Below are 20,309 nucleotides of genomic sequence, written 5' to 3'. Positions count from 1 at the left end.
TGGACTAGCGTCAGCCGGGTGTTCCCGCCCGAGATCGACCTCCGCCCCGCCGCCTATCTCGAACAACTCGGCACCATCTTCGCCCGCTTCGGCGCCGCCACCCAGGACTCCGGAAACATCTCGTACGGCGTACAGACCGTCGATGCCCGGTACTTCGTCAAGACCGCCGGCGAGCCGGACAACCCCACGCCGTACCTCGACTTCGACGGCCGGGTAGCTCTCCTCCGCAACGCCGTCGAACTCGCCCGCTCCGTCACCCACGCCGCGCTCCCGGCCCTGCACGCGCTCATCGAATCCCCGGCCGGCCCGGTGCTCGTCTACGAGTGGCGCGACGGCGACCTCCTCGGCCCTGCCCTCGAACGCTTCAAGGCCCTCCCCACCCAGGAGATCCTCACCGCGCTCAACAGCCTGTATGACCTACACGCCGAGCTCGATGCGGGCGGCTGGGTCGAAGGTGACTTCTACGACTCCGCGATGCTCTACGACTTCCCGAGTCGTCGGCTCACGGTCATGGACCTCGACACGTACCGCCGCGGCCCCTACCGCAACACGATGGGCCGCATGTTCGGCTCCAGCCGCTTCATGGCGCCCGAGGAGCATGTGCTCGGGGCTCCCATCGACACTCGAACTACGGCCTACGTGATGGCTCGCACTGCCCAGATCTTCCTCACGGACGCGCCCTCACCCCTCCACGCCGTACTCACCGAAGCCACCACCACCCGCTTCCCGAGCTACCAGGCGTTTCACGAGGCGTGGCTGACAGCCTCATCAACGATCGGTGACAAGCTGGCCAACCGGGCAACGTGATCTCCGGCGTCCGCTCGGCCAAGGGACCACGCCGCTCGCGAGACGCCGGTGTAGGCCGCCACGAGCACAGCGCCGCGTCGTACGTCGTCGCCGTGTGTGGCTAGCAGTGCGTCGAGTGGGGTGTTCACCGCGAGGGCTAGGTAGCCGAGGTCGAAGCCGGCCGGGCCCAGGCCGAACTGTTCCCAGTCGATGGCGACGACGTCATCGCCGTCGCGGCCGAGCAGGTTCGCCGGATATGCGTCGCCATGGGTCGGCACGCGCGGAAGTCTGTCCAGCATGACCAGGGCGGCCTCCCGCCGGCTCCACAACTGGCGGATCGCCGTCGATCCCAGCTCGTGCCGCTCAAGCACCTCCCAGCCGCCCCTACGCTCCACAGTCGCCAGCCGGTCCCTCAGTACCCCCCGGGCGCCCCAGGCAGGCTCAGCCACCGACGACCGCGCGAAGCGACCTAGAGCCTCAGCGAGCGCCTCCGGAGTCCAGTCCGCCGCCGGTGTGTACGCAGTGCGTAGCGTGATGCCGGTTGCGTCGCGGTCGAGCCCCAGGAAGGTAGGTGCGTGCAGGCCGGGTGTAGCTGACACGAGGCCGGACTCGGCGACCAAGGCCTGGCGTTGCCAGTAGGCGTGGTGCCGCTCGTCCTCGACGCCAGGGACGAGGCGTTTGACCACCTGGCCGTCGGGAGTGAGCCAGACGCCGCCGGTGGCCTGGCCGGTGCCAGAGGTGAGCGGTTGCCAGTCGGGGGAGGGCTGCCAGGGCATAGGGATGGCCTATCAGGATCAGGCGGTCTCAGTGGGTGAATTTTGGGTGGGGTGGGTGGTTGTGGGGGCGGTGGGCTGGGAAGATGGGAGGCTAGTAGTGAGCGCTTGCTTACTGTGGGTCATCAAGGCGTTTGGCGGTGGACGGGAAGTCCATCTGGTGGGCGTCATGAGGTAGTCTCGGGACACCCGGCTTGGGCCAGTGTTGTCCCGCGGCCAGTTGTTTGACCGTAGGACGACGGGAGCCCCTGAATGTATGGTCGCCCCCCATTCCCGAGCGAGGGTCTCTACGACGGGCAGCACGAGCACGACGCTTGTGGTGTTGCTTTCGTCGCGACCCTGACCGGTGAACCGAGCCACGACATCGTGGCCAAGGCTTTGACCGCCCTGCGCAACCTCGAGCATCGAGGCGCGTCCGGCGCCGAGCCGGACTCCGGCGACGGCGCCGGCATCCTGATCCAGGTCCCGGACGCCTTCTACCGCAAGGTGTGCGAGTTCGACCTGCCGGCGCCGCACAGCTACGCGACCGGCATCGCGTTCCTGCCGGCCGATCCCGACGACGCCGCCAAGGCGATCCACCGGATCGAGGAGCTGGCCGCCGAGGAGCAGCTGAGTGTCGTCGGCTGGCGGGACATCCCGACCACCCCCGACCTGCTCGGCGCGACCGCGCGCTCGGTGATGCCGACGTTCAAGCAGCTGTTCGTCAGCGCGAAGGCCGGCCGGGTGCTCGGCCTGGCGCTGGAGCGGATGGCGTTCCGGCTGCGGAAGCGTGCCGAGAAGGAGACGGAGACCTACTTCCCGTCCCTGTCCGGCCGGACCATCACCTACAAGGGGATGCTCACCACCGACCAGCTGGACAAGTTCTTCCCCGAGCTGACCGACCCCGATCTCGCCTCCGCGATCGGCATCGTGCACTCGCGGTTCTCCACGAACACGTTCCCGTCCTGGCCGCTGGCCCACCCGTACCGGTACATCGCCCACAACGGTGAGATCAACACCGTCCAGGGCAACCGCAACTGGATGCGCGCCCGCGAGGCGCTGCTCGCCAGCGACCTGATCCCGGGCGACCTCGAGCAGCTCTACCCGATCTGTACGCCGGGCGCCTCGGACTCCGCCTCCTTCGACGAGGTCCTCGAGCTCCTCCACCTCGGCGGCCGCTCGCTGCCGCACGCCATGCTGATGATGATCCCGGAGGCGTGGGAGAACGCCGCCACGATGGACTCGAAGCGGCGCGCGTTCTACGAGTTCCACTCGACGCTGATGGAGCCGTGGGACGGCCCGGCCTCGGTGGTCTTCTCCGACGGCACGAAGGTCGGCGCGGTCCTCGACCGCAACGGCCTGCGCCCCTCGCGCTACTGGGTGACCGAGGACGGCCTCGTCGTCCTCGCGTCCGAGGCCGGCGTGCTCGACATCGACCCGGCCACCGTGACCGAGAAGGGCCGGCTCGAGCCGGGCCGGATCTTCCTGGTCGACGTCGACGCGCACCGGATCATCACCGACGCCGAGGTGAAGAACGCCCTCGCCACCGAGCACCCGTACGACGAGTGGCTGCACGGCGGCCTGATCCGCTTCGAGGACCTCCACGAGCGCGAGCACGTCGTACACAGCCACGCATCGGTGACGCGGCGCCAGCAGGTCTTCGGGTACACCGAGGAAGAGCTGCGCGTCATCCTCACCCCGATGGCGAAGGCCGGCGCCGAGCCGATCGGCTCGATGGGCACCGACACCCCGATCGCGGTGCTGAGCGACCGGCCGCGGCTGCTGTTCGACTACTTCGCGCAGTTGTTCGCCCAGGTCACCAACCCGCCGCTGGACGCGATCCGCGAGGAGCTCGTCACCTCGCTGTCGTCCTCGCTCGGCCCCGAGTCGAACCTGCTCAGCCCGAGCCCGGCGTCCTGCCGCCAGGTGGTGATCCCGTTCCCGGTGATCACCAACGACGAGCTGGCCAAGATCCGGCACATCAACCTCGACGGCGACATGCCCGGCCTGGCCACCACGGTCCTGCGTGGCGTGTACGACGTCGAGAACGGCGGCGACGCGCTCAAGGCACGGCTCGACGAGGTGTGCGCCGAGGCGAGCGCCGCGATCAAGGACGGCGCCCGCATCCTGGTGCTGTCCGACCGGCACTCGAACGCCGACAGCGCGCCGATCCCGTCGCTGCTGCTGACCGCGGCGGTGCACCACCACCTGGTGCGGGAGAAGACCCGCACGCAGGTCGGTCTCGTGGTCGAGGCGGGCGACGTCCGCGAGGTCCACCACGTCGCACTCCTGATGGGGTACGGCGCGGCCGCGATCAACCCGTACCTCGCGCTGGAGTCCGTCGAGGACCTGTGCCGGCGCGGCACCTACCTGCCGGGCATCGAGCCCGAGCAGGCCGTCCGCAACGTGGTGAAGTCGCTCGGCAAGGGCGTCCTCAAGGTCATGTCGAAGATGGGTGTCTCGACCGTCGCGTCGTACACGGGCGCCCAGATCTTCGAGGCGAACGGACTCGCGCCGGAGCTGGTCGACCAGTACTTCACCGGGACGGCGTCCAAGCTCGGCGGCGTCGGGCTCGGCGTGATCGCCGAGGAGGTACGTCGTCGGCACCTGCGCGCGTATCCCGCGGACGGGATCCTGGCCGCGCACCGCAAGCTGGAGATCGGCGGCGAGTACCAGTGGCGCCGCGAGGGCGAGCCGCACCTGTTCGACCCGGACACGGTCTTCCGGCTGCAGCACAGCACCCGGACCGGTCGCTACGACATCTTCAAGCAGTACACGTCCCGCGTGAACGAGCAGTCCGAGCGGCTGATGACGCTGCGCGGTCTGTTCGGCTTCGGAAGCGACCGGGAGCCGATCTCGATCGACGAGGTCGAGCCGGTCAGCGAGATCGTCAAGCGGTTCTCCACCGGCGCGATGAGCTACGGCTCGATCAGCATGGAGGCGCACCAGACGCTGGCGATCGCGATGAACCAGCTCGGTGGCAAGTCGAACACCGGTGAGGGCGGCGAGGACCCAGACCGGCTGTACGACCCGTCGCGGCGGAGCTCGATCAAGCAGGTCGCGTCGGGGCGCTTCGGCGTCACCGCGGAGTACCTGACGAACTCCGACGACATCCAGATCAAGATGGCACAGGGCGCGAAGCCCGGCGAAGGCGGCCAGCTGCCCGGCCCGAAGGTGTACCCGTGGGTGGCGAGCACCCGGCACTCGACGCCCGGCGTCGGCCTGATCTCGCCGCCGCCGCACCACGACATCTACTCGATCGAGGATCTGGCCCAGCTGATCCACGACCTGAAGAACGCGAACCCGGCCGCACGGATCCACGTGAAGCTGGTCTCGGAGGTCGGCGTCGGCACGATCGCCGCGGGCGTGTCCAAGGCGCACGCGGACGTCGTACTGATCTCCGGGCACGACGGCGGCACCGGCGCGGCGCCGCTGACGTCGCTGAAGCACGCAGGTGGTCCGTGGGAGCTGGGTCTCGCCGAAACGCAGCAAACCCTGCTGCTGAACGGTTTGCGCGACCGCATCGTCGTACAGACCGACGGCCAGCTGAAGACCGGCCGGGACGTCATCATCGCGGCGTTGCTCGGTGCGGAGGAGTTCGGTTTCGCGACCGCGCCGCTGGTGGTGTCGGGCTGCATCATGATGCGGGTCTGCCACCTCGACACCTGTCCGGTCGGCGTCGCCACGCAGAACCCGGTACTGCGGGAGCGCTTCTCCGGCAAGCCCGAGTTCGTGGTGAACTTCTTCGAGTTCATCGCCGAGGAGGTCCGCGAACACCTTGCCGAGTTGGGATTCCGGACCCTCGACGAGGCGATCGGGCACGCCGAGGTGCTGGACGTGCAGCGCGCCGTCGACCACTGGAAGGCCGACGGTCTCGACCTGACGCCGATCCTGCACGTGCCGTCGCTGCCGGAAGGCGCGTCGCGGCACCAGGTCGTCGAGCAGAACCACGGCCTGGACAAGGCGCTCGACAACGAGCTGATCCGGATCTGCCGGCCGGCCTTGGACAACGGCGAACCGGTCCGGGCACAGCTCGCGATCCGGAACGTCAACCGGACCGTCGGCACGATGCTCGGCCACGAGATCACCAAGCGGTACCGAGCGGCCGGCCTGGCCGACGGCACCATCGACCTGACCTTCACCGGGTCGGCCGGCAACTCGTTCGCCGCCTTCGTGCCGAGCGGAGTCACCCTGCGACTCGAGGGTGACGCCAACGACTACGTCGGCAAGGGCCTGTCCGGCGGCCGGGTGGTCATCCGCCCGGACCGGCGCGCGCGGTTCGACGCGGCCGGCCAGATCATCGCCGGCAACGTGATCGCGTACGGCGCGACCTCGGGTGAACTGTTCATCAGCGGTGGCGTCGGGCAACGGTTCTGCGTCCGGAACTCGGGTGCGACCGCGATCGTGGAGTCGGTCGGCGATCACGCCTGCGAGTACATGACCGGCGGGCGCGTCGTCGTACTGGGCGCCGTCGGACGGAACTTCGCGGCGGGCATGTCGGGCGGCGTGGCCCACGTGCTCGACCTGGACCACGCCCTGGTGAACCCCGAGCTGGTGGATCTGCACCCGGTCACCACGGACGAGTCCGAACTGCTTCACGACCTGGTCCGCAGGCACTTCGAGGAGACCGGATCGGAACGGGCGGCCAAGCTGCTCGCCGACTGGCCCGCCGCGGCCGCCAGGTTCACCACGGTGATGCCCCGCGACTACGCCCGGGTGCTGGCGGCCAAGGCGGCCGCCGAGCGCGACGGGCTGGACGAGGACGCCACCACGCGAGCGATGATGGAGGCCATCTGATGGCTGATCCCAAGGGATTCCTGACCACCCCGCGCGAGGTCGCCGACCGGCGGCCGGTGGAGGAACGCAAGCAGGACTGGAAAGAGGTCTACCCCGGTGGGCCCGGTAAGGCGCTGCTGCCGATCATCACCAAGCAGGCCGGCCGCTGCATGGACTGCGGCATCCCGTTCTGCCACAACGGCTGCCCGCTGGGCAACCTGATCCCGGAGTGGAACGACCTGGTCTGGCGGGACGACTGGTCGAGTGCGATCGAGCGGTTGCACGCGACCAACAACTTCCCGGAGTTCACCGGCCGGCTCTGCCCGGCGCCGTGCGAGACCGCGTGCGTCCTGGGCATCAACCAGGACCCGGTGACGATCAAGAACGTCGAGGTCGCGATCATCGACAAGGCCTGGGAGACCGGTGACGTCCGGCCCCAGCCGCCGGAGTGGCTGACCGGCAAGACGATCGCGGTCGTCGGGTCCGGTCCGTCCGGCCTGGCCGCCGCGCAGCAGCTGACCCGGGCGGGGCACACGGTCGCGGTGTACGAGCGCGCCGACACCCCTGGCGGCCTGCTGCGGTACGGCATTCCCGAGTTCAAGATGGAGAAGCTGCAGGTCGATCGCCGCATCCAGCAGATGAAGGAGGAGGGCACGGTCTTCCGCTCCGGCGTGAACGTCGGCGTGGACGTGACCGGGACCCAGCTCAAGCAGCGGTACGACGCGGTGGTGATCGCGACCGGGTCGACCGCGGCGCGCGACCTGCCGGTGCCGGGCCGCGAGTACGGCGGCATCCACCAGGCGATGGAGTACCTCCCGCAGGCCAACCGGGTCGCCCTCGGCCAGACCGTCGACGACCAGATCGTTGCGGCCGGCAAGGACGTGGTGATCATCGGCGGCGGCGACACCGGCGCCGACTGCCTGGGTACGGCGCACCGGCAGGGCGCCCGCACCGTGACCCAGCTGGAGATCATGCCGCGACCGGGTGACGACCGGCCGGGGCACCAGCCGTGGCCGACGTACCCGATGATCTACCGGGTCGCCTCCGCGCACGAGGAGGGCGGCGACCGGGTGTACGCCGTCTCGACGGTGAACTTCGAGGCCGATGCCGAGGGCAACGTCTCGGGGCTGAAGCTGGTCGAGGTCGAGTTCTCCGAGGGCCGGTTCAACCCGGTCGAGGGGACCGAGCGGACCATCCCGACGCAGCTGGTGCTGCTGGCGATGGGCTTCCTCGGCCCGGAGCGCGAGGGTTTCCTCGAGCAGCTCGGCGTCGAGCTCGACGAGCGCGGCAACGTCAAGCGGGACAAGGACTACCAGACCACGGTCGAGGGCGTCTTCGCCTGCGGTGACGCCGGGCGCGGTCAGTCCCTGATCGTCTGGGCGATCGCCGAGGGCCGCTCCTGTGCCAACGGCGTGGACACCCTGCTGACCGGTTCGTCGACCCTGCCCACCCCGATCCCGCCGACAGCGCGCCCGCTCGCCGTGTGAGTTTCGCTAGGTTGTAGGTGTGGTCAGGCGGTTGGTGACGAAAGCGCGGCTCAGGGCGATAGCGCCATGGGCCGCGCTCAGCTTGCTCTTTGTGGTGACGTCGGTCGTGGTCGGCCTGTTCGGGTTCGTGAGCGACTCCGAGCGGGTCACGATCGGCGCGCACGCGGCGACCGTGTCGCCCACCTTCGACGGGTACGCCACGCTCGACCTGGGCGCCGTACTGCCACGATTGCGGATCCCGGCCAACACGCCGGGCAAGGTCGGCGTCAACATCGACGTCCAGGAGACCGACGCCGACAACCTCACCGAGCTGCTCACCCGCGACACCCTGATCGCGTCCCAGCCCGACGGTGAGATCGGGCGGATCAAGCAGGTCATCCAGCAGATGGCCGTCGACAACGCGGTCGCCGGAGCAGGCTCGGGCCTGCTCGTGGTGGTCGTCGTCGCGACCCTCTGGACAGCGCTCGGGGTACGTCGCCGGCGCGAACTGTGGCACCTGGTCCACCGCCACGAGCGCCGGTTCGAGCACCGCGCCATCGTCGTACTCGTCGCGATGCTGATCACGATCGCGTCGATCTACGGTCCGGGACGGATGCGGCCGGCCGAGGTACCGCCGACGCAGTGGCAGCCGTTGTTCAAGCTGCTGCCGGAGATGTCGTTCGACGACCGGCTGAAGAAGGTCGAGGTCGCGGCCGGGTTCTCCACCACCGGCGGCGTCGGGGTGATCCGCACGCTGGTCGAGACGTACCGGAAGTCGACCGAGCTGTACGGGCAGCTCAAGGAGCGGGTCTCCGACGTCGCGCCGGAGATCCACCAGCCGAGCAAGGAGGAGAAGGTCGCCCTGCTCGTGTCGGACCGGCACGACAACATCGGGATCGACGGATTCGCGTCCGAGGTGGCGAAGGTCGGCGGCGCCAAGCTGCTGATCGACGCCGGTGACGACACGTCGTCGGGGCAGAGCTGGGAAGCGTTCAGCATCAACTCGCTGCGGCAGCACTTCAAGGACTTCAAGGTGGTCGCGGTGGCCGGCAACCACGACGCCGGCGGGCACGTCGAGGACTTCATGCGAAAAGCCGGGTTCACCGTGCTCGACAGCAAGCCGGTCGAGGTGGAGGGGATCCGGTTCCTCGGCGACAGCGACCCGACCAAGACCGGGCTCGGCAGCGCCGACACGCCGGGCGACGAGACGGTCCAGCAGCAGTCGGAGCGGCTCGCGGACGTCGCCTGCGACCAGCCGGACGACAAGCGGATCTCGACCATGGTGGTGCACGACCCGTCGTCGTTCGCCGACACCGCCGAGCGCGGCTGCGCGACGTTGCTGCTGTCGGGTCATCTGCACCGCCAGGTCGGTCCCGAGCACCGGGTGGTCGACCAGCGCGCGGTCACGACGTACACGAACGGCACGACCGGGGGAGCGGCGTACGCGTTCGCCCTCGGCTACACGTTGCGGAAGCCGGGTGAGGTCACCCTCATCACGTACCAGGAAGGGTTGCCGGTCGGCCTGCAGACGGTCACCGCCCAACCCGGCGGCGATGTGACGGTCGGGGCCTACACCACCTTGGGTTCTTGACGATTCAGCCTCCGCGGACGATCGCCATCAGCTGTTAACTGCCCAGTAACGGGGGTGGACCAGCGGGGCCAGTGGTTTGCAGGAGTAGGGTTTTGTGACGTGCGTCGCGCAAAGATCGTTTGTACGCTCGGCCCGGCTACGGCCGCCCCGGAGCGCATCCTGGAACTCGTCCAAGCAGGTATGGACGTCGCAAGACTCAACCTGAGTCACGGCGCCCATGCCGAGCATGAGCGCATCTACCAGCGGATCCGCACCGCGGCCGCGGAGACCGGTAGCAATGTCGGCATCCTCGTCGACCTGCAGGGTCCGAAGATCCGGCTGGCCGAATTCGCCGAGGGCAAGGCAACCCTGACCTACGGCGAGCGCTTCACGATCACCACCCGGGAGGTGCCGGGCGATCAGACCATCTGCGGAACGACGTACGACGGCCTGCCCGGCGACGTGAAGCCCGGCGACCAGCTGCTGATCGACGACGGCCGGATCGCGCTGGTGGCCGAGGAGGTGTCCGAGACCGACGTGGTCTGCCGGGTCACCGTCGGCGGCCCGGTGTCGAACCACAAGGGCATCAACCTGCCGGGTGTCGCGGTGAGCGTGCCGGCGCTGTCCGAGAAGGACATCGAGGACCTCCGCTGGGCGCTGCACCTGCCGGCCGACATGATCGCGCTGTCGTTCGTTCGCGACGCCGCCGACATCCAGCTGGTGCACAAGATCATGGACGAGGAGGGGCTGCGGGTCCCGGTCGTCGCGAAGATCGAGAAGCCGCAGGCCGTCGCCAACCTGGACGAGATCATCGAGGCCTTCGACGGGTTCATGGTGGCCCGCGGCGACCTCGGCGTGGAACTCCCGCTCGAGGAGGTCCCGCTGGTCCAGAAGCTGATCATCGACCAGGCCCGCCTGAACGCGAAGCCGGTCATCGTCGCCACCCAGATGCTCGAGTCGATGATCTCCGCGCCGCGCCCGACGCGGGCGGAGGCGTCCGACGTGGCGAACGCCGTACTCGACGGTGCGGACGCGGTCATGCTCTCCGGTGAGACCAGCGTCGGCCGGTTCCCGATCGAGACCGTCAGGACGATGGCGCGGATCGTGGAGTCGACCGAGGAGCACGGCCTCAGCCGGGTCCAGGCGATCGAGTGGGAGCCGAAGACCAAGGGCGGCGTCATCGCCCGCGCGGCCGCGGACGTTGCCGAGCGGCTGGACGCGAAGTACCTGATCGCGTTCACCCAGTCCGGCGACACCGCGCTGCGGCTGGCCCGCTACCGCACCGAGGTACCGCTGCTCGCCTTCACGCCGGTCCCGTCGGTCAGCTCCTGGCTGAGCGTGGTGTGGGGCGTCGAGACCTACATCGTCCCCACCGTCGAACACACCGACGAGATGGTCCGCCAGGTAGACCAGCGCCTCCTGGAGCTCGGCAAACTCAAGAAGGGCGACCTGGTGGTCATCGTCGCCGGCTCCCCGCCCAGCATCCCCGGCTCTACCAACGCCCTCCGAGTCCACCGCATGGGCGACGCCATCGAAGGCATAGCCCCCGCCTACCGCAGCCAGAACCCGTAACCGAAGAACTTCTCCGGGAACAACCGAAGAACACTGAGAGAAATGCGTCGAGGCGGGCGGTCACCTGACCGCCCGCCTCGACGCATGCAGAACAAGAACAACAAAGGCGTGAGGTGTGTGCACCGAAGCGGGACCTGAGACCAGAAACCGTGACCGGCGACAAGAAATACCAGGTGGCCACCCACCACGTCCTGTCTCAGCCCACCGCACGCGCGGCCCCCGCCGACAGATTGTGTGCCCTGGGTGGGACTCGAACCCACACTGTGCGGGTTTTGAATCCGCTCCCTCTGCCAATTGGGGTACCAGGGCCAGCTGGCAAAAAGCCTAGCGCACGCAGGCGATAGGACGTGAATCTGGGGCGCCACGAAACCGTCGGTGCGCTGTCCGAGCATGAGGTGCGGCGCACGTCAGACCGCAGGAGACAGTCGACCCGGCGTTGAGGATGTCCGACAACGGCGTGACCGACACGACGGGCAGCTCGAGATAGTTGCCAAGTACCCCGAACAAGTTGCTCGAACGGCGGAACGGGATCGCGGTCAGCCGGAAGGACGCGGTCGCGGCGTTGGACGGGTTCGTGGGGGCGACGGGGTGAGGTCGATAAGGTGTGCGGTGTGACTGCTAAGCGTGTGGTGATCGCTGAGGACGAGGCTTTGATCCGGATGGATCTGGCCGAGATGCTCGCGGACGAGGGGTACGACGTCGTCGGGCAGGCGGGCGACGGGGAAGAGGCGATCCGGCTGGCGGAGGAGCAGCGGCCGGACCTGGTGATCCTCGATGTGAAGATGCCGAAGCTGGACGGCTTGAGCGCCGCGGAGAAGATCGCGGGGGAGCGGATCGCGCCGGTGCTGATGCTGACCGCGTTCTCGCAGCGCGAGCTGGTCGAGCGGGCCCGGGACGCCGGCGCGATGGCGTACCTGGTGAAACCGTTCTCCAAGGCCGACCTGCTGCCCGCGATCGAGATCGCCGCGTCCCGGTATGTGGAGCTCGCCGAGCTGGAGCGGGAGGTCGCGGACCTGGCCGAGCGGCTGGAGACCCGCAAGCTGGTCGACCGGGCCAAGTCGGTCCTGCAGACCAAGTTCGGGCTGTCCGAGCCGGACTCGTTCCGGTGGATCCAGAAAACCGCAATGGACAAAAGAGTTTCGATGCGGCAGGTCGCGCAGTTGGTCGTTGACGAGGCTGGCAGTAGCGACTGAATCACTCTCCGCTCACCGCCCTGAGCGCTGGTACAGCAACCATTCGGACCCATGCTGCTTACCGCTGTAACGACCTCACAACACACGCTCTGTCACATCGCCTGGAGAGCCACGCGAGGTCTAACCTGCGGATGCTCGCGGCAAACGCGGGAGTCCGGGGTTTTGCCGGACTATCCAGACATGGGAGGAACAGTGCACCAGCGTTCCGTAGTAAGGGTCGGCGCGTCGCTGATCGTTGCGTCGTTGGCCCTGACTGCCTGCGGCTCACGCAGTGGCAATGACTCCGGGGGGAGCTCCGGGGGCTCGACGAAGACTGCCAAGATCGGCGTCATCGCGCCGCTGTCCGGAGACTTGTCGGCCCTGGGTCTGGGTATCCAGCACTCCGTCGAGCTGGCCGTGAAGCAGGCCAACGACTCCAACGCGATTCCGGGCTGGAAGCTCGAGGTCGAGGCCAAGGACGACGAGGCGAAGCCGGACACCGGCAAGAACGCCGCGACCGCCCTCGCCGGCGACAACGACGTGATCGGCGTGGTCGGCACGCTGAACACCAGCACCAGCCAGCAGGTCCAGCCGGTGCTCGCGCCGAAGAACATCGTCCAGGTCTCGCCGGCCAACACCGGCCCGGGCCTGACCCAGGGCGCCAACTGGCAGACCGCGCCGAAGCGGCCGTACCCGACGTACTTCCGCACCTGCACCACGGACGCCGTCCAGGGTCCGTTCGCGGCGCGGTACCTGTACGAGACCGCGAAGATCACCAAGGTCGCCACGATCCACGACAAGAAGGCGTACGGCCAGGGTCTGGTCGGCACCTTCACCGAGGAGTTCAAGAAGCTCGGCGGTCAGGTCGTTGCGGCCCAGACCATCAACCCGGACGACTCGAACTACCAGGCCGTGATCTCCGCGATCAAGCCGTCCGCCCCGCAGGCGGTCTACTACGGTGGTGAGTACCCGCAGGCCGGTCCGCTCTCGCAGCAGATGAAGGCCGCCGGTCTGAACGTCCCGCTGATGGGCGGCGACGGCATCTTCGACCCGAAGTACATCACCCTGGCCGGTAAGACCTCCGACAACGACCTGGCCACCTCGGTCGGTGCGCCGGTGGAGTCGCTGGACTCGGCGAAGAAGTTCGTTTCCGACTACAACGCCCAGAACTACAAGGAGCCGTACGCGGCGTACGGCGGTTACTCCTTCGACGCGGCCAACGCGATCATCGCGGCGCTGAAGACCTCGCTGAAGGACGCCAAGGACGTTGAGTCCGCGCGTCAGGCGACGGTCGACGCGATGAGCAAGGTCTCGTTCGACGGCGTGACCGGCAAGGTCTCCTTCGACCAGTACGGCGACACCACGTCCAAGGTGCTCACCGTCTACAAGGTTGCCGGCGGCAAGTGGACCACCGTCGAGACCAAGGCGTTCGAAGACAAGTAAGCGAAGTCGACCTCATGTCTCGGGGGTGGGAGCGATCCTCCCACCCCCGTGGCGTGTCATAACTGAGGCAGATGGGAGGTCGACGTGGACCAGTTCTTCCAGCAGCTCGTCAACGGGCTGACCTTGGGCTCGCTGTACGCCCTGATCGCGGTGGGTTACACCGTCGTCTACGGCATCGTGCAGCTCATCAACTTCGCCCACGGCGAGGTCTTCATGATCGGTGCGTTCGGCGCGCTGTCGACGTACCTGTTGTTCTTCAACGGTCATACCAGCGTGTGGATCCTGCCGGTGATGATCGTCGGCGCCATCATCGCGTCGGTCGGCACCGCGGTGCTGATGGAACGTGTCGCGTACCGTCCCCTGCGGAACGCGCCACGCCTGGCGCCGCTGATCACCGCGATCGGTATCTCGGTGTTCCTCCAGGAGTTCATCCGGCTGTTCTACGAGCGTCCGGGGTGGACCGTGGTGGTGTTCGCCGGTCTGGCGATCGCCGTCGGCTACGTCGTCGGCGCGCGGCAGGCCAAGGTCAACCTCGACCACCCGGTGTCCAAGTGGAACGACCGGGCCCCGCTGATCGGCGGCGCGGTCGGAGCGGTCGCCGTGTGGGGCGTCGTCCGGCTGATCAGCCCGGATGTGACGGCCCTGTACGTCGTGGCGGCCGTCGTCGGCGGCGCACTCGTCGGTACGGCGGTCGGCGTGCTGGCCGGTCGTGCCGCGAAGAAGGGCGCCCGGGTCGAGATCAGCGTGCGGACCGTGGCTGCCACGGCCGTCGCGTCCGCGCTGGCCGCGGAGATCGGCTGGATCATCTTCAAGGAGCTGATCAACAAGGTCGAGTGGCCGAGCGCGAAGCAGCGCATCCCGTTCCCGCAGCTCGACGTGGTGACCGGCACGGCGCTGCAGGTCGGCGGCGTGACCATCCAGCGGTCCGCGATCTTCACGGTCGCGGCGCTCGTGGCCTGCGCCGTACTGCTGTGGTTCTTCATCAACCGGACCCGGCTCGGCCGCGGCATGCAGGCCGTGTCACAGGACCCGGACACCGCCCGGCTGATGGGTATCAACGTCGACCGGATCATCGTGGTCGCGTTCGCCCTCGGCGCGGTGCTCGCCGCGATCGCGGGTGTCTCGCAGGGTCTGCAGAACAACAACATCGACTTCCGGATGGGCTTCCTGGCGGGCCTGAAGGCCTTCACCGCGGCTGTGCTCGGCGGCATCGGCAACGTGTACGGCGCGGTTGTCGGCGGGCTCGTGCTCGGTGTGGTCGAGGCGATGGCCACGCAGTACATCCCGGGTCAGTTCGGTGGTAGCACCTGGAAGGACGTCTGGGCCTTCGTCATTCTGATTCTGGTTCTGGTCTTCAGGCCGCAGGGCCTGCTCGGCGCGAGGGTGGTGGACCGCGCATGACGGATGTGAAAACTCCGGTGCCGGAGGCAACGGATGCGCCCGCCGCGGGGCCGGGCAAGCCGATCGCATGGCCGATGGGCCTGGCCGGGGTGGCGCTGCTGATCGTCGGATCGTTCCTGTCCTGGAGCTACGACGGCCAGATCCTGAACGATCTGTCGATCAACTTCTACCCGGGCGGCCTGCAGGTCCTGACGATCATCGGCGCGGTCCTCTCGCTGGTGCTGCTGCTGGCCGAGAAGGGCCCGCTGACGAAGCTGGGCTCCTGGCTGGACGCCACGCTGGGCATCCGCACGCTCGGTGCCGGTCTGACGCTCTACATGGTGTTGATCCTGGTTGCGATCAGCACCGAGTCCGACGGCCTGATCAACGTCAACCCGGGCGCGTACATCTCGCTCGTCGGCGCGGCGCTGATCGCGGTCTCGGGCTGGCTGCTGCCGTTGCGGCAGTTGCGGGACATGAGTGAGGCGCGGCTGCCGGGCTGGGCGGAGATCCTGACGATCGCCGTGCTGATGGCCGCGGTGCTGTTCGCCGCGGCGTACGCGCTCGGCCTGCAGGACGCGTGGTCGTTCATCCTCTGTCTGGTGTTCATCGCCGTGGTGGCGACGGCGTTGTTCCGGACCGGTGTGATGACGTTCGTCGGTCACGTGGGGCAGCGGCACCGCAACGTGCTGACGCTGGCCGCGTTCGTGGTGGCGTTCCTCTTCCCGTTCACGCAGAACGGGTCGGACGCGAACATGTCGATCGCGAACCAGGTGCTGATCTTCGGCGCGACCGCGATGGGCCTGAACATCGTGGTCGGTCTGGCCGGTCTGCTCGACCTCGGGTACATCGCGTTCCTCGGGGCCGGGTCCTACACGGCCGCGGTGCTGTCGAACTCGGCGTTCGCCACTGTCGGGTGGAAGCCGCCGTTCCTGGTCGTGATGCTGGTCGGCGCGGCGGTGTCCGCGACGCTGGGTCTCATCATCGGTACGCCGACGCTGCGGGTCTCGGGTGACTACCTGGCCATCGTGACGCTGGGCTTCGGTGAGATCTTCCGGTTCTCGATGGGCAACCTGGACGGCAACAACGGCCCGAACCTGACCAACGGACCGAACGGCATCCCGGGCATCCCGGACCTGCAGATCGGCGGGTTCAACTTCGGTGACGAGCATGCGGTCGCCGGCATCGAGCTGGGCCGCTTCTCGAACTACTACTTCCTCCTGCTGATCCTGATCGGCTTCGTCATCCTGGTCTTCGCCCGGCTGAACAACAGCCGGATCGGCCGTGGCTGGGTGGCGATCCGGGAGGACGAGAAGGCGGCCGAGGCGATGGGCGTGAACGTGTTCGGGCTGAAGCTGCTCGCGTTCGCGGTCGGTGCGTTCCTGGCCGGTCTGGCCGGCACCATCAAGGCCCACCAGGACGCCGCGGTCAGCCCGGACCAGTACCAGTTTATCGAGTCGGCGTTCCTGCTCGCCGCGATCGTGCTCGGCGGTATGGGCACCATCGCCGGCGTGTTGCTGGGAGCAACGATCCTGAAGCTGCTGCCGGAGAAGCTGCGGTTCTTCTCGGAGTACCGGCTGCTGATGTTCGGTCTGCTGCTGGTGCTGATGATGCGGTTCCGGCCGGAGGGTCTGGTCGCGAGCAGACGACGGCAACTCGAGTTCCACGAGGAGGACGAAGGGTTGGCCGTCGAAGTCGAAGAGGAACGCCTGGCAGTCGGGGAGGCGAAATGACGGTGACCGAAACCCGGTCCGCGGTCGAGCGGCCGATCGGCGAGCCGGTCCTGGAAGCCTCCGGCGTGACCATGCGGTTCGGTGGTCTGCTGGCGGTCAACGACGTCAACCTGACCGTCCGCGAGGGCGAGATCGTCGGTCTGATCGGCCCGAACGGGGCCGGCAAGACGACGTTCTTCAACTGCCTCACCGGCCTGTACAAGCCGACCAGCGGGCAGGTCCGGTTCGCCGGTGTGCCGCGGAAGGCGCCGAAGGCACCGAAGCGGAAGAAGGGCGAGAGCCTCGACCTGGAGGCCGTGCCGGTCCAGGAGCTCGCCGCGCTGACGCCGCTGCCGCCGAAGCCGCGGGCGGTCGTCCGCGCGGGGATGGCCCGGACGTTCCAGAACATCCGGCTGTTCGCGAACATGACCGCCCTGGAGAACGTGATGGTCGGCCGGTACTGCCGGACCAGCGCGGGCGCACTCACTTCGGTGCTGCGCGGGCCGAAGTTCCGGCGCGAGGAGGAGGCCACCCGGGCCCGGGCGCAGGAGCTGCTCGAGTTCGTCGGCCTCGGCCGGTCGACCGAGCACCTGGCCCGGAACATGCCGTACGGCGACCAGCGCCGGCTCGAGATCGCCCGGGCGCTGGCCACCGACCCGAAGCTCATCCTGCTGGACGAGCCGACGGCGGGTATGAACCCGCAGGAGACCCGCCAGGCCAGCGACCTGATCTTCAAGATCCGGGACTCGGGCCTGTCGGTGGTCGTGATCGAGCACGACATGCGGTTCATCTTCAACCTCTGCGATCGGGTGCTCTGCCTGGTGCAGGGGGAGGCGCTGATCGAAGGCACACCGGCCGAGGTGCAGTCCGACCCGCGGGTGATCGAGGCCTACATCGGCACCGGTGAGGACGACGAGGACGAGGTCGACGCCACGGACGCGCACGTCCAGGACACGACGGTGGCCGACGAGGAGGACCGCTGATGAGCGCGATGCTCGAGGTCAAGGACCTGGAAGTTGCCTACGGCAAGATCCTTGCGGTGAAGAAGATCAGCTTCAGCGTGGAGCAGGGGCAGGTGGTGTCGCTGATCGGCACCAACGGCGCCGGCAAGACGACCACGCTGAAGACGATCTCCGGCCTGCTCCGGCCGACCGGCGGCGAGATCTGGTTCCAGGGTGAGCGGATCGACCACGTGGCGGCGCACGACATCGTCACCCGGGGTCTGGCCCACTCGCCCGAGGGCCGGCGGATCTTCCCGCGGCTGTCGGTCGAGGAGAACCTGATGCTCGGCGCGTTCTCGCGGCGGGACCCGGGCGGGGTACGGACCGACCTGCAGTCGGCGTACGAGCTGTTCCCGATCCTGGGGGAGCGGCGCAAGCAGCCGGCCGGCACGTTCTCCGGCGGTGAGCAGCAGATGCTGGCGATGGGCCGGGCGATGATGAGCCGGCCGAAGCTGCTGATGCTGGACGAGCCGTCGATGGGTCTGTCGCCGATCATGATGAAGCGGATCATGTCGACGGTGTCCGAGTTGCAGCGGCAGGGCACGACGATCCTGCTGGTCGAGCAGAACGCGCAGGCGGCGCTGAAGCGGGCCGACTACGGGTACGTGCTCGAGGTCGGGAAGATCGTGCTGTCGGGTTCGGGCAGCGACCTGCTGGTGAACGACTCGGTCCGCAAGGCCTATCTCGGCGAGGACTGAGACATCGTTGCTGCTGGTTCAGTTGCGGATGACAACGAGCAACTGGACCAGCAGCGGCGCGACGATCAACGCCGGTAGCAGGTCGGCGACCGCAGCCTGCTTCAGCTTCAGCAGCCTGAGCGCCACGCCGATCAGCATCACGCCGCCAGTGGCGCCGAGCGCGGTGACGTGGGCATCCGGCAGTACGTCGCCGAGCACCGCGCCGACGGCGGTCATCGAACCCTGGACGATCAGCACCACCAGGGCGGACGCCGCGACGCCCCAACCGAAGGACGCGGCGAACGCGATCGACGTGAACCCGTCCAGAACCGCCTTCAAATACAGCTGATCCGCGCCGCGCCCGAGGCCGTCGGACAGCGAGCCGAGGAACGTGAGCGGCCCGACGCAGAACACCATCGACGCCGACACGAACCCTTCGACGAACGTGCTCTGCCCCTCGCCGCGATCGAACCGGCGCTGCATCCACGCGCCGAAACCTTCCAGCCGTTCCTCGATGTGCAGCAGCGAGCCGATGATCCCGCCGATCAGCATCGCGCCCAGCACGATCAGCACCGGGGCGCTGTCGCCGACCGCGTCGCTGAGCGCCTTGTCACCGACCGTGAGTGCCGATGAGATCGCGATCAGCAGCGTGACCAGGCCGATCGCGTCCGTGACCAGATCCCTGGTGCGGTGACTGAGCCGGTGTCCGACGAGTACGCCGAGTACCGATCCGACGAGCACTGTCGCGACGTTCACGACGGTGCCGATTCCGATGAACAAACTCGTCCCTCCGGACAGCTAGGTCAGCTTTGCATGTGACCCCCGAGGGCCTACTGTTGCGCGAGGACGAGCGTATCGGCCCGTCCGTTCACCTCGGGGGTGGACCGGACCCAGGAGGTCGCTGTGGTGGCAGCCATCGAGGTGAGGGACGCGCGCGTGGGTGACGCCGCCGCCCTGGTCGCGTTGTGGCGTGAGCTGACCACCGCCGGGCTGCCGTCCCGGTTGCCGGCCCCACCGTCGGCGGCCGCCGCGGAGGTTGCCGTCAGCAAGCATCTGGACGACCCGTTCGGCCGGCTGCTGGTGGTCGAGCTGGACGGCGCCGTGCACGGTATGGCGTACCTGCGCCGGACCGCGATCAGCCCGCTGCACGACGACACCACGGTCACGGTCGAGTACCTGCACGTCAGCGACTCGGCCCGTCGGCACGGTCTCGGCAAGGCCCTGATCGCGGAGGCCGTCACCTGGGCCGAGCACGAGAGCTGCGCCCACCTGGCCGTGGTAGCGCCCGCGATCGCCCGCGAGGCGAACCGCTTCCTGGCCCGGCTCGGTCTCGGCCAGGCCGGCGTGCTGCGGTTCGCGAACACGCACACAGTGCGTCGCCGGCTCGCCGCCGAGCACGCGCCGAACCTGCTCGCCCTGCTCTCGTCCCGCCGCTCCGCCTTCGCCCGCCGCGCCCAGCTCGGCGGCGCGGTCGGGGGTCCAGTCGGTGGCACGGTGGGTGGCGCGGTCGGTGGCGCGGTCGGGGGTGCTGTCGTCAGCTCCCCGGCGGAGCCTGAATCAGCTGGCAAGTGATCCGCGCGGTGCAGACCCGCTTGGCCCGCTCGTCGGTGACGACCACCTCGTACGACGTCGTCGTACGGCCGAGGTAGATCGGGGTTGCGACGCCGGTGACCACTCCCTCGCGGACCGCGCGGTGATGGGTGGCGTTGATGTCGACACCGACCGCGACCTTGCCGTACGTCGCCGCGTGCAGCGCGGAGCCGATCGAGCCGAGGCTCTCGGCCAGCACGCAGGACGCGCCGCCGTGGAGCAGACCGTACGGCTGGGTGTTGCCCTTGACGGGCATCGTCGCGACCACCCGCTCGGGGGACGCTTCGCTGACAACGATTCCCATCAGCTGGAGGAGTGTGCCCTCCATGCCCATACCCGGGCCGAGGTTCGTTTCATCTGTCACGGAAGCAGTGTGTCAGAACTGTCCACGGGACCCACTAGAGTCTGTGTG

Annotated in this window: 15 protein-coding genes, 1 tRNA gene and 1 pseudogene; 13 read left to right on the top strand and 4 right to left on the bottom strand. The window is 68.4% G+C overall.

The genetic code is table 11. The features are described from left to right. Positions 1-18 precede the first annotated feature (18 nt). Complete coding sequence (locus ACIA58_RS12260) at positions 19-807, top strand: hypothetical protein (RefSeq protein ID WP_396403688.1); 789 nt, start codon at positions 19-21, stop codon at positions 805-807. Here the strand turns inward: ACIA58_RS12260 and ACIA58_RS12255 are convergent. After that, complete coding sequence (locus ACIA58_RS12255) at positions 744-1,562, bottom strand: phosphotransferase family protein (protein WP_396403687.1); 819 nt, start codon at positions 1,560-1,562, stop codon at positions 744-746. The genes ACIA58_RS12260 and ACIA58_RS12255 overlap by 64 nt on opposite strands. A 249-nt stretch (positions 1,563-1,811) precedes the next feature. Here ACIA58_RS12255 and gltB point away from each other — a divergent pair, with 249 nt between their 5' ends. From gltB to pyk, 4 genes are all read left to right on the top strand, one after another. Then, positions 1,812-6,335 (top strand): glutamate synthase large subunit, encoded by a 4,524-nt coding sequence (gene gltB / locus ACIA58_RS12250; RefSeq protein ID WP_396403686.1) that lies wholly within the window; start codon positions 1,812-1,814, stop codon positions 6,333-6,335. Then, positions 6,335-7,801, top strand: coding sequence for a glutamate synthase subunit beta (locus ACIA58_RS12245; protein ID WP_396403685.1), 1,467 nt, complete (start codon positions 6,335-6,337; stop codon positions 7,799-7,801). Before gltB ends, ACIA58_RS12245 begins: the two co-directional genes overlap by 1 nt. 91 nt (positions 7,802-7,892) lie before the next feature. Next, a complete protein-coding gene (locus ACIA58_RS12240) occupies positions 7,893-9,371 on the top strand; it encodes a metallophosphoesterase (protein ID WP_396403684.1) in 1,479 nt (492 codons plus the stop codon). Between the two features lie 99 nt (positions 9,372-9,470). After that, complete coding sequence (pyk, locus tag ACIA58_RS12235; protein ID WP_396403683.1) at positions 9,471-10,922, top strand: pyruvate kinase; 1,452 nt, start codon at positions 9,471-9,473, stop codon at positions 10,920-10,922. A gap of 235 nt (positions 10,923-11,157) precedes the next feature. Here the strand turns inward: pyk and ACIA58_RS12230 are convergent. Then, a tRNA-Leu gene (locus ACIA58_RS12230) sits at positions 11,158-11,231 on the bottom strand. Between the two features lie 293 nt (positions 11,232-11,524). On the opposite strand from ACIA58_RS12230, the gene ACIA58_RS12225 reads away from it, so the two are divergent. The 7 genes and pseudogenes from ACIA58_RS12225 (at position 11,525) to ACIA58_RS12195 (ending at position 18,328) form a co-directional block, all read left to right on the top strand. Beyond that, positions 11,525-12,115 carry an ANTAR domain-containing response regulator gene (locus ACIA58_RS12225; protein ID WP_396403682.1) on the top strand — a complete coding sequence of 197 codons (591 nt, stop codon included), beginning with the start codon at positions 11,525-11,527 and terminating at the stop codon, positions 12,113-12,115. A gap of 180 nt (positions 12,116-12,295) precedes the next feature. Next, on the top strand, positions 12,296-13,537 hold the full coding sequence (locus ACIA58_RS12220; RefSeq protein WP_396403681.1) for a branched-chain amino acid ABC transporter substrate-binding protein: 1,242 nt from the start codon (positions 12,296-12,298) through the stop codon (positions 13,535-13,537). An 84-nt stretch (positions 13,538-13,621) separates the two neighbouring features. After that, positions 13,622-13,975: pseudogene (locus ACIA58_RS12215) on the top strand (branched-chain amino acid ABC transporter permease); the annotation flags it as partial. Beyond that, positions 13,949-14,938, top strand: coding sequence for a branched-chain amino acid ABC transporter permease (locus ACIA58_RS12210; RefSeq protein WP_396404972.1), 990 nt, complete (start codon positions 13,949-13,951; stop codon positions 14,936-14,938). The pseudogene ACIA58_RS12215 and the gene ACIA58_RS12210, both read left to right, overlap by 27 nt. Continuing rightward, entirely contained in the window at positions 14,935-16,650 is a 1,716-nt protein-coding gene (locus ACIA58_RS12205) for a branched-chain amino acid ABC transporter permease (RefSeq protein ID WP_396403680.1), read from the top strand. The genes ACIA58_RS12210 and ACIA58_RS12205 overlap by 4 nt, the downstream gene beginning before the upstream one ends. After that, positions 16,647-17,612 carry an ABC transporter ATP-binding protein gene (locus ACIA58_RS12200; protein ID WP_396403679.1) on the top strand — a complete coding sequence of 322 codons (966 nt, stop codon included), beginning with the start codon at positions 16,647-16,649 and terminating at the stop codon, positions 17,610-17,612. Before ACIA58_RS12205 ends, ACIA58_RS12200 begins: the two co-directional genes overlap by 4 nt. After that, positions 17,612-18,328: an ABC transporter ATP-binding protein gene (locus ACIA58_RS12195; protein WP_396403678.1), complete on the top strand. Its 717-nt coding sequence runs from the start codon at positions 17,612-17,614 to the stop codon at positions 18,326-18,328. The genes ACIA58_RS12200 and ACIA58_RS12195 overlap by 1 nt, the downstream gene beginning before the upstream one ends. Before the next feature lie 18 nt (positions 18,329-18,346). Here ACIA58_RS12195 and ACIA58_RS12190 read toward each other — a convergent pair whose 3' ends face one another. Next, positions 18,347-19,087 carry a DUF554 domain-containing protein gene (locus ACIA58_RS12190; RefSeq protein ID WP_396403677.1) on the bottom strand — a complete coding sequence of 247 codons (741 nt, stop codon included), beginning with the start codon at positions 19,085-19,087 and terminating at the stop codon, positions 18,347-18,349. 126 nt (positions 19,088-19,213) lie between these two features. Here ACIA58_RS12190 and ACIA58_RS12185 point away from each other — a divergent pair, with 126 nt between their 5' ends. Beyond that, the gene (locus ACIA58_RS12185) at positions 19,214-19,879 is read left to right on the top strand and encodes a GNAT family N-acetyltransferase (RefSeq protein WP_396403676.1); all 666 of its coding nucleotides are present in this window, start codon (positions 19,214-19,216) and stop codon (positions 19,877-19,879) included. Here ACIA58_RS12185 and ACIA58_RS12180 read toward each other — a convergent pair. Then, positions 19,842-20,231, bottom strand: a complete 390-nt coding sequence (locus ACIA58_RS12180; protein WP_396404971.1) for a hotdog fold thioesterase — start codon at positions 20,229-20,231, stop codon at positions 19,842-19,844. The two genes, ACIA58_RS12185 and ACIA58_RS12180, sit on opposite strands and share 38 nt — an antisense overlap. Positions 20,232-20,309: the final 78 nt, after the last annotated feature.

This window comes from Kribbella sp. NPDC051586, assembly GCF_044453965.1.
Taxonomy (GTDB): Bacteria; Actinomycetota; Actinomycetes; order Propionibacteriales; family Kribbellaceae; genus Kribbella.
This window is presented reverse-complemented; position numbering and strand designations above follow the sequence as displayed.

Bases quoted from the DNA above. Each gene is read 5' to 3' on its own strand.
- ACIA58_RS12200 (WP_396403679.1), top strand. From the start codon at position 16,647: ATGACGGTGACCGAAACCCGGTCCGCGGTCGAGCGGCCGATCGGCGAG.
- ACIA58_RS12195 (WP_396403678.1), top strand. From the start codon at position 17,612: ATGAGCGCGATGCTCGAGGTCAAGGACCTGGAAGTTGCCTACGGCAAG.
- ACIA58_RS12245 (WP_396403685.1), top strand. From the start codon at position 6,335: ATGGCTGATCCCAAGGGATTCCTGACCACCCCGCGCGAGGTCGCCGAC.
- ACIA58_RS12220 (WP_396403681.1), top strand. From the start codon at position 12,296: ATGGGAGGAACAGTGCACCAGCGTTCCGTAGTAAGGGTCGGCGCGTCG.
- ACIA58_RS12180 (WP_396404971.1), bottom strand. From the start codon at position 20,231: ATGGGCATGGAGGGCACACTCCTCCAGCTGATGGGAATCGTTGTCAGC.
- gltB (WP_396403686.1), top strand. From the start codon at position 1,812: ATGTATGGTCGCCCCCCATTCCCGAGCGAGGGTCTCTACGACGGGCAG.
- ACIA58_RS12205 (WP_396403680.1), top strand. From the start codon at position 14,935: ATGACGGATGTGAAAACTCCGGTGCCGGAGGCAACGGATGCGCCCGCC.
- ACIA58_RS12255 (WP_396403687.1), bottom strand. From the start codon at position 1,562: ATGCCCTGGCAGCCCTCCCCCGACTGGCAACCGCTCACCTCTGGCACC.